Source organism: Limnohabitans sp. Rim47, from assembly GCF_001517545.1.
Lineage (GTDB): Bacteria > Pseudomonadota > Gammaproteobacteria > Burkholderiales > Burkholderiaceae_C > Limnohabitans_A.
In genome coordinates, this window is the sequence record NZ_FBYA01000004.1 from 254,743 (window position 1) to 268,084 (window position 13,342).

The 13,342-nt window shown below is 58.8% G+C and carries 14 protein-coding genes and 2 tRNA genes; 5 read left to right on the forward strand and 11 right to left on the reverse strand.

The window, feature by feature from the left end; all coding sequences use genetic code 11:
- Position 1: 1 nt before the first annotated feature.
- From fliA to fliS, 4 genes are all read left to right on the forward strand, one after another.
- A complete protein-coding gene (gene fliA / locus BN3544_RS11565) occupies positions 2–709 on the forward strand; it encodes an RNA polymerase sigma factor FliA (protein ID WP_036075589.1) in 708 nt (235 codons plus the stop codon).
- Positions 710–725: 16 nt separating this feature from the next.
- Positions 726–1,277, forward strand: coding sequence for a hypothetical protein (locus tag BN3544_RS11570; RefSeq protein ID WP_019431138.1), 552 nt, complete (start codon positions 726–728; stop codon positions 1,275–1,277).
- A 5-nt stretch (positions 1,278–1,282) separates the two neighbouring features.
- Positions 1,283–1,915 (forward strand): hypothetical protein, encoded by a 633-nt coding sequence (locus tag BN3544_RS11575; RefSeq protein ID WP_019431137.1) that lies wholly within the window; start codon positions 1,283–1,285, stop codon positions 1,913–1,915.
- Positions 1,916–2,010: 95 nt separating this feature from the next.
- The gene (fliS, locus tag BN3544_RS11580; RefSeq protein ID WP_019431136.1) at positions 2,011–2,433 is read left to right on the forward strand and encodes a flagellar export chaperone FliS; all 423 of its coding nucleotides are present in this window, start codon (positions 2,011–2,013) and stop codon (positions 2,431–2,433) included.
- A 19-nt stretch (positions 2,434–2,452) separates the two neighbouring features.
- On the opposite strand, the gene BN3544_RS11585 is transcribed toward fliS, so the two are convergent.
- The 9 genes from BN3544_RS11585 to lexA form a co-directional block, all read right to left on the reverse strand.
- Positions 2,453–2,529, reverse strand: a tRNA-Arg gene (locus BN3544_RS11585).
- A gap of 114 nt (positions 2,530–2,643) precedes the next feature.
- Positions 2,644–2,720 (reverse strand) — tRNA-Pro (locus tag BN3544_RS11590).
- A gap of 176 nt (positions 2,721–2,896) precedes the next feature.
- Complete coding sequence (locus tag BN3544_RS11595) at positions 2,897–4,156, reverse strand: acyl-CoA dehydrogenase family protein (protein WP_019431135.1); 1,260 nt, start codon at positions 4,154–4,156, stop codon at positions 2,897–2,899.
- Between the two features lie 43 nt (positions 4,157–4,199).
- Positions 4,200–5,285 carry a phosphotransferase gene (locus BN3544_RS11600; protein ID WP_019431134.1) on the reverse strand — a complete coding sequence of 362 codons (1,086 nt, stop codon included), beginning with the start codon at positions 5,283–5,285 and terminating at the stop codon, positions 4,200–4,202.
- Between the two features lie 52 nt (positions 5,286–5,337).
- Complete coding sequence (locus tag BN3544_RS11605) at positions 5,338–6,057, reverse strand: Crp/Fnr family transcriptional regulator (RefSeq protein WP_026036857.1); 720 nt, start codon at positions 6,055–6,057, stop codon at positions 5,338–5,340.
- Positions 6,058–6,115: 58 nt separating this feature from the next.
- Positions 6,116–6,895, reverse strand: a complete 780-nt coding sequence (locus BN3544_RS11610) for an oxepin-CoA hydrolase, alternative type (protein WP_019431132.1) — start codon at positions 6,893–6,895, stop codon at positions 6,116–6,118.
- Positions 6,892–8,412, reverse strand: a complete 1,521-nt coding sequence (locus BN3544_RS11615; RefSeq protein WP_019431131.1) for a 3-hydroxyacyl-CoA dehydrogenase — start codon at positions 8,410–8,412, stop codon at positions 6,892–6,894. The genes BN3544_RS11610 and BN3544_RS11615 overlap by 4 nt, the downstream gene beginning before the upstream one ends.
- 41 nt (positions 8,413–8,453) lie before the next feature.
- Positions 8,454–9,461 carry a D-2-hydroxyacid dehydrogenase family protein gene (locus tag BN3544_RS11620; protein ID WP_019431130.1) on the reverse strand — a complete coding sequence of 336 codons (1,008 nt, stop codon included), beginning with the start codon at positions 9,459–9,461 and terminating at the stop codon, positions 8,454–8,456.
- A 519-nt stretch (positions 9,462–9,980) separates the two neighbouring features.
- Positions 9,981–10,652, reverse strand: a complete 672-nt coding sequence (gene lexA, locus BN3544_RS11630) for a transcriptional repressor LexA (RefSeq protein ID WP_026036856.1) — start codon at positions 10,650–10,652, stop codon at positions 9,981–9,983.
- A 74-nt stretch (positions 10,653–10,726) separates the two neighbouring features.
- Here lexA and BN3544_RS11635 point away from each other — a divergent pair, with 74 nt between their 5' ends.
- Entirely contained in the window at positions 10,727–11,692 is a 966-nt protein-coding gene (locus BN3544_RS11635; protein ID WP_019431128.1) for an asparaginase, read from the forward strand.
- A gap of 70 nt (positions 11,693–11,762) precedes the next feature.
- Here BN3544_RS11635 and adk read toward each other — a convergent pair whose 3' ends face one another.
- Positions 11,763–12,419, reverse strand: a complete 657-nt coding sequence (gene adk, locus BN3544_RS11640) for an adenylate kinase (RefSeq protein WP_019431127.1) — start codon at positions 12,417–12,419, stop codon at positions 11,763–11,765.
- 126 nt (positions 12,420–12,545) lie between these two features.
- Positions 12,546–13,337: a 3-deoxy-manno-octulosonate cytidylyltransferase gene (gene kdsB, locus BN3544_RS11645; RefSeq protein WP_019431126.1), complete on the reverse strand. Its 792-nt coding sequence runs from the start codon at positions 13,335–13,337 to the stop codon at positions 12,546–12,548.
- Positions 13,338–13,342 lie beyond the last annotated feature (5 nt).

Genomic DNA, 13,342 nt, shown 5'->3' on the forward strand with positions numbered 1-13,342 from the left:
CATGAGCAATGTTTCCTTGTACGAAGAGGTCGGAAATCGGCACGAGTCCTTGATCCTGGCGCACATGCCCATGGTCAAGCGCGTGGCCGTGCACTTGAAAGCCCGCTTGCCGCCGTTCATGGAGCTCGATGAGTTGGTCCAAGTTGGCATGGTGGGATTGATCGAGGCCGCGCGGTCCTTTGACCCCACCAAAGGCTTCGAGTTCGAACATTTCGCGCTCAGCAGAGTACGAGGGGCCATTCTGGACGAGGTCCGTCGGCAGTCCTTTTTGCCGCGTTCGGCCGTGGCCTTCAACAAAAGCGAAAACGAAGCCGTTCATGTCCTGGCCGCAGAGTTGGGTCGTGCGCCCACCCAGGTTGAGTTGGCTCAGTTCATGGGCAAAGAGCTTGAAGAGTTTCACAAAGAACGGGGCCAAGCCAAACGTTTTGAAACCTTCTCGATGGAGGTGGTAAACGACGAAGTCATGAGCATGCCCGGCGACAGCGCCATGCAACCCGAGGTCATGGTGGAAGAGGCCGAGTTCATGGATGCGGTGGTGCAGGCCATCGACCAATTGCCCGAGCGCGAGAGAATGGTCATGTCCCTTTATTACGTCGAAGAGCTCAACTTGAAGGAAATTGGTGAGGTTTTGGGTGTGAGCGAGTCAAGGATCAGTCAAATTCTTTCTGCCGTGGTCAAGAAATTGCGGCAAAATTTGCAAATTACATAAAAACATCAAAATCACCATGTTCAGTTTTTTCAGCCGCAGCAAACCCGCAGACGAGATGCAGCGTGCCGTTGCTGCGTATGAAAAAGTGGTGTCGCTTGCCTCTGATTCCCGCGATGCACGCAGTTTGCGACTGCGCATGGGCCTGATTTGCCGCGCCCATCTGGACAAAACCTTTGTGGCCGGGGCTGAGCAAACGGCGGCTTGGCAAGAGCTGGCCAGAGTGGCGCTCATTGCCGGCAAGCCTCTGCCTGAAGTCCCCGTGCCCTCCAAATTCCAGCAGATCAGCACTGGCGACACCGAGATTTGCGCTTATTTGCCCGAAGAGTATGTGGTCGAGGCGTTTGGCTTGGGCTCGCGGTACCAAAAAATGGACATTTCTGCACCCAAGGCCATTGACGCCATGCAGGCCTTGGCCAATCAACTCAGCCGCTACGAACTGAGACTGCCTGAGCCGTTCCAGGTGTTGGACTTTTTGCGCCAAGAGCTGGCTGCTGAGGCGGCCTTGCAAGCACCGTTGGACAACGCCGATCCGAGTCCTGCCATTCCTGACGGAGCGGCGACATCTTGATCCCCATGGATGCTTTGCTCAATGCGCTGATGGCGATCGGCTTGCTGCTGACGCTGATCTTGATTGTCTATTTGATCGACAGGGTCAATTCAATTGAGAAAGATACCCGTCAGGTGATGAACACCCTCACGGAAAACTCAACACGCGTGGCCTCCCCATTCATGGGCCTGGCCGCCAAAAAGCTGTGGGATGCCATGACGGGCCGGGATGCCGAGGGCTTGGACCCCGACGCCTTGACAGAGTTGCGCACTCGCTACCAAATGATTTTGTCCAAGCACATGGAGGCGCTGTACCAAGCGGGCTACAAAGACGGATTTCGCGGCTTATCGGTCGAGCCGCAAAATACCAAGCTCATTTCCACCGCAAAAGGCGCGGTTGAGTCCTGGATTCCTTCAGCGCAAGCCAATGCCTTGTACCAATGTGGTTTGAGTGCCGCGCAAACCCCCGAGGCTGACTGGGGGCCCATTCGGGCCTCCATGGACGAAGCTGGGCAGTATTTGCTCAGCAAAACCCAGCTCGACACCAGCAGTCCCTTGTCGGATTGGTTGATGCCGTCTTCCGGCACGAACGGCAATTCCGCTCTGTCCGGTGCGGGCAGCTTGGCCGATGCCTCCGCTAATTTGCCGGGTGGCTCGTGATCTGAATGAATGTGTGCTGAAAGGCAGGACCGGGCTCAAGTTTTCCGGACCAGCGCCGATTCCTCTGTTACTGAAGTCGTAAAGGGGTTTTATTCATGCGTGCATATTCAAAGTTTGCTGAGAGCTATGGTTCCGTTCAGGTGGTGACCGGCGTGGCCACGGCGGACAACATTCAGTTGATCCAGATGTTATTTGATGGATTGCTGGAGAGTATTGCTTCTGCAACAGGCCATATCCAGAACAACGCCATCGAAGACAAGTCCAAAGCCCTGGCCCGTGCCGGTCGCATTGTGGTGGGTTTGCAAGGGGCGCTTGATTTTGAGCGTGGGGGTGAATTGGCTCAAAACCTGAATGAGCTGTATGCGTACGTCACGCGCAGGCTGTTTCACATCAATGCCTACAACGACCTGACCGCCTTGGAAGAAGTCAAATCCTTGATCAAGGACATCTCTCAAGCTTGGCAAACCCTGCCCAGCTTGCTGACCGATACCAGCCGCAAAACACATTACGCAAACTGAAACAGGCTGTGATCCTTGTTGGTCTGCCCGACAGGGATCGAACCTGTGACCCACAGCTTAGAAGGCTGTTGCTCTATCCAACTGAGCTACGGGCAGAATCTGGAAACACAAAAGGCCCTTACGGGCCTTTTTTGTTCAAAGTAGCAAGGTGGATTTTTTAGAATCTACCCATGTCTTTGTTATTGAATTGCCTGAATACATTCAGGTGATTGGTCGGAGCGGCGGGATTCGAACTCGCGACCCTCTGCTCCCAAAGCAGATGCGCTACCAGGCTGCGCTACGCTCCGACAAGCGATATTCTAACCCTCAAACAGCCCTTTCTTGACGACGTCGGTAAAAAAGTCGCGTTGGATTCACATTCGAGTCGTCTTTTTTACAGGCAAGGCCGTCAAGCTGAGCGGGGACCGTGTTGCCACCCCCAAACGGCGTGCTTTTGCAGGCCATTCGGCGGGGCTTCAAGGCGTCAGCTGCCGCGAGTGATGGGCATGTCCACCTCACCAGGCAAGGCCAGTTGTTTCGCCAACTCGAGCTTGGCCAAAGAGTTGCGGTGCACTTCGTCTGGTCCGTCAGCCAACCGCAGCGTGCGCTGGTGGGCGTAGGCATAAGCCAGCGGAAAGTCTTGCGACACGCCGCCGCCGCCGTGGGCCTGGATGGCCCAGTCAATGATTTGACAAGCCATTTGAGGCGCAACGATCTTGATCATGGCGATTTCGGCTTTGGCGACCTTGTTGCCCACGGTGTCCATCATGTAAGCCGCCTTGAGCGTCAACAAACGCGCCTGCTCGATCATGCAACGCGACTCTGCGACACGTTCTTGCCACACGGTTTGACGCGCCACTTCGCGGCCAAAGGCGACCCGTGTGTTCAGACGGTGGCACATCAATTCCAACGCACGCTCTGCAATGCCGATGGTGCGCATGCAGTGGTGAATGCGGCCAGGGCCCAAGCGGCCTTGGGCGATCTCGAAGCCCCGGCCTTCGCCCAGCAAAATATTCTCGGCTGGAACGCGGACGTTTTTGAGTAAAACTTCCATGTGGCCATGCGGCGCATCGTCGTAGCCAAAGACGGACAGCGCGCGGACCACCGTAATACCGGGGGCGTTGGCGGGCACCACGATCATGGATTGCTGCTCGTGGCGGCCCGCATCGGGGTTGGTTTTGCCCATCACAATGTACACAGCGCAACGCGGGTCACCGGCACCGGACGACCACCATTTGCGGCCATTGATAACGTAGTCGTTGCCATCACGGCGGATCTCGCATTCGATGTTGGTAGCGTCAGACGAGGCCACATCGGGCTCGGTCATCAAAAACGCCGATCGGATTTCACCGCGCAGCAGGGGTTCCAGCCATTCATCTTTCAGGTTTTCGCTGGCGTAACGTTCCAGCGTTTCCATGTTGCCGGTATCGGGGGCTGAGCAGTTGAAGATTTCTGCGGCAAAGGGCACACGACCCATGATCTCGCAAAGTGGGGCGTATTCGAGGTTGGACAAACCTTGTGGTGCGCGTGTGGACTTGGGCAGGAACAAGTTCCACAGGCCCGCAGCCTTGGCTTTGGGCTTGAGCTCTTCGACAATTTGGGTCGGCACCCAGGCGTTGCCTTTGGCGCGGTTTTCGGCAATCTCCGCGAAGAAGCGAGCCTCGTTCGGGTAAATGTGCTCGTCCATGAAGGCCAGCAAGCGCTCTTGCATGTCTTTGACCTTGGGCGTGTATTCAAAATCCATGGTCTATCTCCTAGGGTTGGGATTCGTTGTGATGGGTACGGCGTCAGGCTTGGCTGGCAAAGCGCCACGCCAGCTCGGCCATGGGCCTGGCGCCCGCGCCCGATGTCCTGGCTTGCTCGCTCGATGCGGTGCCGTCTTCGACGCGTTTGGCAATGCCTTGCAAGATGGCCGCAATGCGGAACATGTTGTAAGCGAGGTAAAAATTCCAGTCTTTGGCCAGCGCTTCGGGCGTGGTAAAGCCCGTGCGATCGCAATAGCGGCGGATGTATTCGGCCTCTACAGGGATGCCCAGCGCGGCCAGATCGAGCCCACCAATGCCTCGGAAAGTGCCGGGGCTGATGTGCCAGGCCATGCAGTGGTAGCTGAAATCGGCCAAGGGGTGGCCCAGCGTGGACAACTCCCAATCGAGCACGGCCAACACGCGTGGCTCGGTGGGATGGAACATCAGGTTGTCCAGGCGGTAGTCGCCATGCACAACGCTCACCAGCGAATCGTCTTGGGCACTGGCCGGGATGTTTTGCGGTAGCCATTCGATCAACTGGTCCATTTCGGGAATGGGCTGGGTGATGGATGCGGCGTACTGCTTGCTCCATCGGCCAATCTGGCGCTCGATGTAATTGCCCGGTTTGCCGTAGCTGCTCAGACCTTGTTTGGCGAAATCAACCTTGTGCAGTGCCGCCAGCACGCGGTTCATCTCGTCGTAAATGGCAGCGCGTTCGGCCTGGCTCATGCCCGGCAGGGATTGGTCCCACAGCACGCGGCCTTGCACGAATTCCATGACATAAAAAGCCCGGCCAATCACCGATTCGTCGTCGCAAAGCACGTGCATTTCGGCCACCGGCACATCGGTGCCATACAGCCCCTTCATGACCGCGAACTCGCGTTCAATGGCGTGTGCCGAAGGCAACAATTTGGCCACCGGACCGGGTTTTGCCCGCATCACGTATTGACGCGATGGGGTGATGAGCTTGTAGGTCGGATTGGATTGACCGCCCTTGAACATCTCCACGCTCAAGGGGACAGCAAAACCGGGGAGTCTGGCACTGAGCCAGGCTTCCAATGCCAGGATGTCAAAGGCGTGCGTGCCCGTGACAGGTCGGGTCCCCACGAAATGGTCAAAAGCACTCATGGGGTACCTGTGTCCGCTGAGTCCAGCGGTGATGGGTTTAAAAAAGAGCGTGTCAGTGATCCGCGTTCACGATGGCCAGCAAGGCGTCGCGGTCCAGCACCACCAAACCACCCGGTTCGATGCGGATGATCAGCTCGCGCTCCATTTGCTTGAGCTCTTGGTTCACGCGTTGGCGCGAGGCGCCCAGCAACTGCGCCAATTCCTCTTGCGCCAGTTGCAAACTGATGCGCACGGCTTTGGCGTCCGACAAACTCGGCACCCCATAACTGCGCAACAAGTGGTTGAGCTGCTTGGCCAGGCGCGCACGCAAGGGCAGGGTGTTGAGGTCTTCCACCAAACCATAGAGCTGGCGAATGCGGCGCGATTGCAGACGCAGCATGGCTTCGTAAAACTCGACGTGCTGGGACAAAATTTTCTTGAAGTCGGCTTTGGCCACATTCAAGGTGGTGGTGTCGCCGTGTGCGTAGCAATCGTGTGTGCGACGGTCTCCGTCGAAGATCGACACATCGCCAAACCAGATGCCGGGCTCCACATAGGTCAGCGTGATCTGCTTGCCCGACACCGAGGTCGAGCTGACACGCACCGCGCCCTTGGCGCAGGCGATCCACTGCTCGGGTGGGTCGCCCCGCGCAGCGAGCATGTCGCCGTCTTTGTGGCGTTTGACGTAAGCGCATCGAAGTATGTCGTGACGAAGTGAGGGTGAAAGGCTTGAGAACCAGCGACCACTGTTGATCGCTTCTCTTTCCTCCATTGTCAGAATGGGCTCGTCCATGCTCTGTCCTTTGAGTGACTGGTGATTGTTTTTTTGTCGCCTGGGGGACCAGGCGGCTTTATTCGTATTCGGGTTTTTGCTTGTTCAAAAACGCCGCAATGCCAATGCCGGCATTGTTGTGGTGCAGGTTTTTGACAAATTGGTCACGTTCACGCGCCAACTGTGCATTCAAGGTGCTGCCGTCGGCATCGGACAACAACTCTTTGATGCTGGCCAATGCATTGGGGGCGCGGGCATTGAGCTGTTCGCACAGCTGCAAAGCCTGCTGCAGAGATTGGCCAGCATCGGCCAAGCGGTTGACCACGCCCAGTTGCTGCAGGCGCTCGGCACCGATGCGTTCGCCGCACATGAGCAACTCGGTGGCCAACTGGCGGGGCACAGCGCGTGACAGGCTCCAGCTGCCGCCGCCGTCAGGGGACAGGGCAATGCCGCTGTAGGCCATCACAAACACGCTGTTGCGGGCCGCGACGATCATGTCGCAAGCCAGTGCCAGAGAAAAGCCGGCCCCTGCCGCAGGCCCTTCGACCGCTGCGATGACCGGCTTGGGAAAAGTGCGAATGGCTTCGATCCAGTTGTGCAGGCCTTCAATGCTTTGCGCTTGGTGCTCAGGCGGCAGTTGGCGGTTGTTTTGCAGGCGCTGCAAATTGCCGCCTGCGCTGAAGATGCCGTTGGCCCCGGTAATGACCACGCTGCGCACATCGGGGTTGGACTCGGCCACGCTCAGGGCTTCCACCCCAGCGGCGTACATTTCTGGCCCGAGCGCGTTGCGAAACTCGGGGTTGCTGAGCGTCAGGATCAGGGTTTGACCTTCGCTGGTGCCAATCAGTTGTGCAGTCATTCTTCGGTGTGCATCAGAGACAAGCCGATCGCACCACGGCGGCGCAGCCAAGGGCTGGGGCGATAACGCGTGTCGCCATAAACGGTTTGCAAGTTGAACAACACCTCGAGGATGCTGTCTGGCCCCAGTCGGTTGCCCATGGCCAATGGGCCCATGGGGTAAGCCAATCCCAAGGTCACAGCGGTTTCCAGATCTTGTGGTGTGCAGATGCGTTGCTGGCAAATATCAGACGCAATGTTGACGATGGTGGCCACCACACGTTGGGTGACAAAACCACCGCTGTCGCGGATCACCGAGACCGCTTTGCCATCGCGGGCGAACAGGGCGTGAGCCGCGTCGCGCATGTCGGTGCGGGTGGCGGGGTTCGTGGCCAAGACACGGCGCTTGGTGGCGGCATCGTCGAACAGCATGTCGATGCCCACTGTGCGGGCCGGGTCGAGGCGCTCGACCACGGCCACCGTGGTGATGTCAAAGCCCAACGGTGCAACGATGGTCAGTGCATCGGGCGATGGAGATGCGGCCGTTTCGATTGTGGCACCCAGATTTTTGAGCAGCTGGAGGAGTTCCATGCGGCGTGCCGCGCGGGGCGAGACCCACACGGGCGGGATGTTGTCGACCACGGGCACGGGGGGCTCAGCGGGCACTTGCGCCACGCCGTCGACGTATTTGTAAAAGCCTTCGCCGACCTTTTTGCCCACCACACCACCGGCCAAACGCTGGGCGGTGATGACGTTCGGGCGGTAGCGCGGCTCTTCGTAATATTGGTGGTAAATGGCCTCAATGACATGGTGCGACACATCCAGTGCGGTCAGATCAAACAGCTCGAATGGGCCGAGTTTGAAGCCGACCTGGTCGCGCAGGATGCGGTCAATCGTTGCGAAATCGGCGATGCCTTCGCTCACGATGCGCAGCGCTTCGGTGCTGTACCCACGACCTGCGTGGTTGACGATGAAGCCGGGCGTGTCTTGCGCCTGTACAGGGGTGTGGCCCATCTGGCGTGCAAAGTCCGACAAGCGCTGGCAGACAGCGGGGTCGGTTTTGAGGCCGGCGATCACTTCGACCACCTTCATCAGAGGCACAGGGTTGAAAAAGTGGTAACCCGCAAACTGGCCTGGGCGTTGCAGTGCTGCGGCAATCGCGGTGACTGACAACGACGATGTGTTGGTCACCAGCACGGCCGTGGGGGCCAGTACTTTTTCGAGCTCGGTGAACAGGCTTTTCTTGATGTCGAGCTTCTCTACGATGGCTTCAACCACCAATTCGCACCCGGCCAAGTCTTGCATGCTGCTTGCGCCCAGCAAACGGCTTTTGTGACCTGCAACGGCTTCGGCAGTCAGTCTGCCTTTCTCTTGCAATTTGTCCCATTGCTGGAAAACGGCATCGCGTGCTTTTTGAATGGCGTCGGCTTGGGTGTCATAAAGCCAGACTTGACTGCCTGCTTGTGCGGCGATTTGGGCGATGCCCCGGCCCATGGCGCCGGCACCGATGATGGCAACTTTGGAGAATGCGAGAGTCATGTTTGTGAAGGTAAATCGAAGATTGAAATAACAGAGCGCGCTCAGCGGCGCACTTGCAAAGCGCCTGGGTTGACGATGTTGGTCGGAGTGCCCTTGATGAAGTTCACCACGTTGTCGAACGCCGTGCCGAAATACAACTCATAGCTGTCTTTTTCGACGTAGCCAATGTGAGGTGTACAAATGCAGTTTTCCAGACGCAGCAAGGCGGAGCCTTGCAAAATGGGTTCGGATTCGAAGACATCGATGGCTGCCAAACCGGGTCGGCCCCGATTCAAGGCCCCGATCAAGGCATTGGGCTCGATCAATTCGGCGCGGGACGTGTTCACAAACAGGGCCGATGGCTTCATTCGGCCCAAATCTTCGCCTTTGACGATGCCTTGAGTGGTTTCGTTGAAGCGCAGATGCAAAGACAACACATCGGCTTCTTCAAAAAATGAAGCGCGACTGCTTGCGGCACGGTATCCGTTCTGGATGGCTTTGGTGCGCGACTCGTCGCTGCCCCAGACCATCACATCCATGCCAAACGCCTTGCCGTAGCCGGCCACCAATTGACCAATTTTTCCGTAACCCCAGATGCCCAGAGTTCTGCCTTTGAGGACTGTGCCCAAGCCAAAGTTGGCAGGCATTGAGCCCGCTTTAAGACCCGATTGCTGCCATGCACCATGTTTGAGGTTGCCAATGTACTGTGGCAAACGCCGTGAAGCAGCCATGATCAAGGCCCAGGTCAGTTCAGCCGGTGCCACGGGCGAGCCGACCCCTTCGGCGACGGCCACACCACGTTCTGTGCAAGCCGCCAGATCGACGTGACCGCCCAAACGACCTGTTTGGGCAATCAATTTCAAGCGCGGCAGTTTTTCAATCACGGCACGCGTCAGATGGGTGCGTTCGCGGATCAGCACGATGATGTCTGCGTCTTTCAAACGCACAGACAACTGGCCGATGCCTTTGACCGTGTTGGTGTAGACCTTGGCTGGAAAATTTTCGAGTTTGACAGCGCAGTCGAGTTTGCGCACCGCATCTTGGTAGTCGTCAAGGATCACAATGTTCATCCCTACATTGTGCCCTGACGAGGCGGCCCGGTTCAGTCGCCGGGGGCTGCTCTTTGGGTTAAGCGCTGGCTTGCGCTGATTCGATGGCCGCTAAGCGGTCCAATTCAGCGCAGACATCGGCCATGCGCCCGGAAATCACCATTCGACCGGCCCCTTTGACACGTTGATCACTCTCTGTAACCCGCAAGACGCGCAAGGCAGGAACAGCAGCAGTTGCCGGGAATCGGTGAGGATGGGCTGAGGTTTTGAGGCCGAGGGGCGTGCAGGCCGTTCTGCGCGAGGTCCAGACGGGCCTCAAGTAAGCGTTTCCGCGCTGGGGCTTGGCCACCGAAGGTGCGGCCCGGTTGAAATTGGAGAAGCCTTGAAAAAGACCTGAGAGTGCAAGCAGAGCGATTCCCATGTGAAACCTTTGAAAAGTATGGAGGTTGGACACAGGCAGGATTGCTGTAGAGCCTGTTGCCTCAGGGCTGACAGAACCATTCCGTCAGCGCCCGCCACCTGGGGCAACAAGCCAGTGCGTTACATCAAAAGCGTGTTGCGGATGAGCCCCACAGCCAAGCCTTCGATGTCAAAAGGCTCTTCTGGGTTCACCACAATGGTTTGGTAATCGGGGTTTTCGGGCAGCAATTCGATGCCGTTGGCGGTCTTGCGCAGGCGTTTGACGGTGACTTCGTCGCCCAGTCTGGCCACGACGATCTGGCCATTTCGGACTTCTTTGGTCGATTTCACGGCCAACAAGTCACCGTCCATGATGCCTGCGTCGCGCATGGACATGCCCCGAACCCGCAACAGGTAGTCGGGTTGTTCAGAAAACAGCGTGCTTTCCAATTGGTAGGTTCGGTCTACATGCTCTTGCGCCAAAATAGGCGAGCCTGCGGCCACGCGGCCGATCAATGGCAAACTCAATTGGCCCAAGCCAGGCAGTGTGAGGCTGAACAGGTCTGTTGGTGCGCGCAGGTGATTGCGATTGCTGCCTTTCAGTCGAATACCACGCGATGTGCCGCTGACCAGGTCAATGGCGCCTTTGCGGGCCAGGGCCTTGAGGTGTTCTTCTGCCGCGTTGGCCGACTTGAAGCCCAGCACGCTGGCGATTTCGGCACGCGTGGGTGGCGCACCGGTGTTGGCAATGGTGTTCTGGATCAGTTCCAGAATTTCTTGCTGTCGGGCGGTGAGTTTGGGGCTGTCGATCATGGCGGTCTCCTTGGGGATACTGGTTAAACTGTTGTTTCATCCAGTGACTGTATTTTTAACCAGTTTTTGAGGCGATGCAAGTGTTGGACACAAAAAAAATGAAGAAAGTGGTGGTTTTGGGCACAGGCGGCACCATCGCCGGCACGGCGGCCAGCGCCAACGACCACACGGGCTACACCGCTGGCCAGCTGGGTGTACAACAACTTCTGGACGCCATACCCGGTCTGAATGACGTTTTGCAGGGTGACTCGCTGCAGTGTGTGCAGGTCGCCCAGCTCGACAGCAAAGACATGGACCACGCCACTTGGCAAGCGTTGGCGCAGCGCTGCGCCCACTGGCTGGCGCAGCCCGATGTGGGCGGCATCGTCATCACCCACGGCACCGACACACTGGAAGAAACCGCCTGGTTTTTGCAGCAGGTGCAGCGCACCACCAAGCCTGTGGTGCTGACCTGTGCCATGCGTCCGGCCTCCGCCTTGACCCCCGATGGCCCGCAAAACCTGCTGGACGCTGTTGCCGTGGTCCTCGACCCGATGGCGCGCGGCGTGCTGGCCGTCTGCGCAGGCCGCATCCACAATGCCCGCGAGGTGCAAAAAATTCACCCATATCGGCTCGATGCTTTCAGCTCCGGCGAATCTGGCCCCCGTGGTTGGGTGGAGCAAGGCCGTGTGCGCTGGGCCGACCCCGGCAGCTGGCCGATGGCGCATGTCCATGCCAGCCAAGCGATGGCATTGAGTGTGGCCGATTGGCCCTGGGTGGCGGTGGTGCAAAGCCATGCAGGCAGCGATGCCCGCCAAGTCCAGGCCCTCGTGGCTGCGGGCGTGAAAGGCCTGGTCGTGGCAGGCACGGGCAATGGCACCGTGCACCAAAGCCTGTTGACGGCACTGGCACAGGCGCAGGCTGAGGGTGTGGCTGTGCGTTTGACCACCCGTTGCGCCGAAGGGCAGATCGTGGGACAAGCCGCCGCGCTGCAAATGGCACCTACGGGGCTCAATGCTTACAAGGCGCGGGTGAGTTTGATGTTGGATTTGATGGGCTGAAGTCTCCTTAAAGCCCTGAAACAACAAAGCCCCGCAGTGCGGGGCTTTGTTCGTTGGGACCGCTGAAAAATCAGTTGGCCAGTGCCGCAAATGCGCGGGCTGTGATTTCTTCCACGCTGCCGGTGCCACTGATGGCGCGGTATTTGGGGGCTGCCGCTGCATCGGCCTTGGCCCAGTTGGCGTAGTAGTCGACCAACGGGCGGGTCTGGGCGCTGTAAACATCCAGGCGTTTTTTGACGGTTTCTTCCTGGTCGTCGGCACGTTGCACCAACGGCTCGCCGGTCACATCGTCCACGCCGTCGACTTTGGGTGGGTTGAACTTGACGTGGTAGGTGCGGCCCGAGGCGGGGTGCGAGCGGCGGCCGCTCATGCGGTCGATGATGGCGTCAAAGGGCACATCGATTTCGAGCACGTAGTCGAGCTTGACGCCGGCGGCCTTCATGGCATCGGCCTGGGGAATGGTGCGGGGGAAGCCGTCAAACAGGAAGCCATTGGCGCAATCGGCCTGGGCGATGCGTTCTTTGACCAGGTTGATGATCAGGTCGTCGCTGACCAGACCGCCAGATTCCATGACCGCTTTGGCTTCTAGGCCCAAGGGGGTACCGGCCTTGACGGCGGCACGCAACATGTCGCCCGTGGAGATTTGGGGAATGTTGTATTTCTGGCAGATGAAGGTGGCTTGTGTGCCTTTGCCGGCGCCGGGTGCGCCCAACAGAATCAGTCTCATGGGAGGGTCCTCTTATCGTTTGAAATCGTTTCTGCCAGCCAAGCCTGAGGGCCTGCCGCTAGATTGCTTTTGAGAATATCACGCCAGCCTCAAAGTTGGCTTACGGGGACAACCCCGGTTTTCAGCTCATGTCAACAGCAGTTGCCGCACGCGATCGAGGTCTTCGGGGGTGTCGACTCCCGGACCGGGTGAGGCGGCGGTGACATGCACTGCGATCCGGTGGCCGTGCCACAGGGCGCGCAGCTGCTCGAGTGATTCCATGGTTTCCACTGGCGCGGGGGGCAGTGTGGGAAACAAAGCCAGAAAACCCGCCCGGTAGCCATAAATCCCGATGTGGCGCAGCGGTGCCGGGCTAGGCAGGGCCTTGAAACCCGAGTCCGACTGGCCATCGCGCCACCACGGAATGGGCGCGCGGCTGAAATACAGTGCCATTTGCCGGGCATCCATGACCACCTTGACCACGTTGGGGTTGGTGAATTCTTCCAATGAGCCGATGGCGTGCGCTGCGGTGCTCATGCTGGCGTCAGGGCGCTCGGTCAGCACGCGGGCCACCTCGTTGATGAGCGCGGGCGGTATCAGCGGCTCGTCGCCTTGCACGTTGACCACCACCGCATCGGGCGCAAGGCCCAGCAGCTGGCAAGCTTCGGCCAAGCGGTCGCTGCCGCTGACGTGGTCTTTTCGGGTCAGCAAGGCGCGTATGCCGTGCGCTTCACAGGCCGCGACGATGCGTTCATCGTCAGCGGCCACCACCACCAGACTGGCGTTGGACAGCATGGCACGTTGCGCCACGCGCACCACCATGGGCAGTCCTGCGATATCGGCCAGAGGTTTGTCGGGCAAGCGGCTAGAAGCCATGCGGGCCGGAATGACCACGGTGAAACCCGCGGCAGAGCCTGCGGGGGGCGAAAAATCGGTCATGGCTG

Excerpts from the sequence above, each read along its gene's own strand:
- fliA (WP_036075589.1), top strand. The coding sequence starts at position 2 with ATGAGCAATGTTTCCTTGTACGAAGAGGTCGGAAATCGGCACGAGTCC.
- BN3544_RS11570 (WP_019431138.1), top strand. The coding sequence starts at position 726 with ATGTTCAGTTTTTTCAGCCGCAGCAAACCCGCAGACGAGATGCAGCGT.
- BN3544_RS11575 (WP_019431137.1), top strand. The coding sequence starts at position 1,283 with ATGGATGCTTTGCTCAATGCGCTGATGGCGATCGGCTTGCTGCTGACG.
- fliS (WP_019431136.1), top strand. The coding sequence starts at position 2,011 with ATGCGTGCATATTCAAAGTTTGCTGAGAGCTATGGTTCCGTTCAGGTG.
- BN3544_RS11595 (WP_019431135.1), bottom strand. The coding sequence starts at position 4,156 with ATGGATTTTGAATACACGCCCAAGGTCAAAGACATGCAAGAGCGCTTG.
- BN3544_RS11600 (WP_019431134.1), bottom strand. The coding sequence starts at position 5,285 with ATGAGTGCTTTTGACCATTTCGTGGGGACCCGACCTGTCACGGGCACG.
- BN3544_RS11605 (WP_026036857.1), bottom strand. The coding sequence starts at position 6,057 with ATGGACGAGCCCATTCTGACAATGGAGGAAAGAGAAGCGATCAACAGT.
- BN3544_RS11610 (WP_019431132.1), bottom strand. The coding sequence starts at position 6,895 with ATGACTGCACAACTGATTGGCACCAGCGAAGGTCAAACCCTGATCCTG.
- BN3544_RS11615 (WP_019431131.1), bottom strand. The coding sequence starts at position 8,412 with ATGACTCTCGCATTCTCCAAAGTTGCCATCATCGGTGCCGGCGCCATG.
- BN3544_RS11620 (WP_019431130.1), bottom strand. The coding sequence starts at position 9,461 with ATGAACATTGTGATCCTTGACGACTACCAAGATGCGGTGCGCAAACTC.
- lexA (WP_026036856.1), bottom strand. The coding sequence starts at position 10,652 with ATGATCGACAGCCCCAAACTCACCGCCCGACAGCAAGAAATTCTGGAA.
- BN3544_RS11635 (WP_019431128.1), top strand. The coding sequence starts at position 10,727 with ATGCAAGTGTTGGACACAAAAAAAATGAAGAAAGTGGTGGTTTTGGGC.
- adk (WP_019431127.1), bottom strand. The coding sequence starts at position 12,419 with ATGAGACTGATTCTGTTGGGCGCACCCGGCGCCGGCAAAGGCACACAA.
- kdsB (WP_019431126.1), bottom strand. The coding sequence starts at position 13,337 with ATGACCGATTTTTCGCCCCCCGCAGGCTCTGCCGCGGGTTTCACCGTG.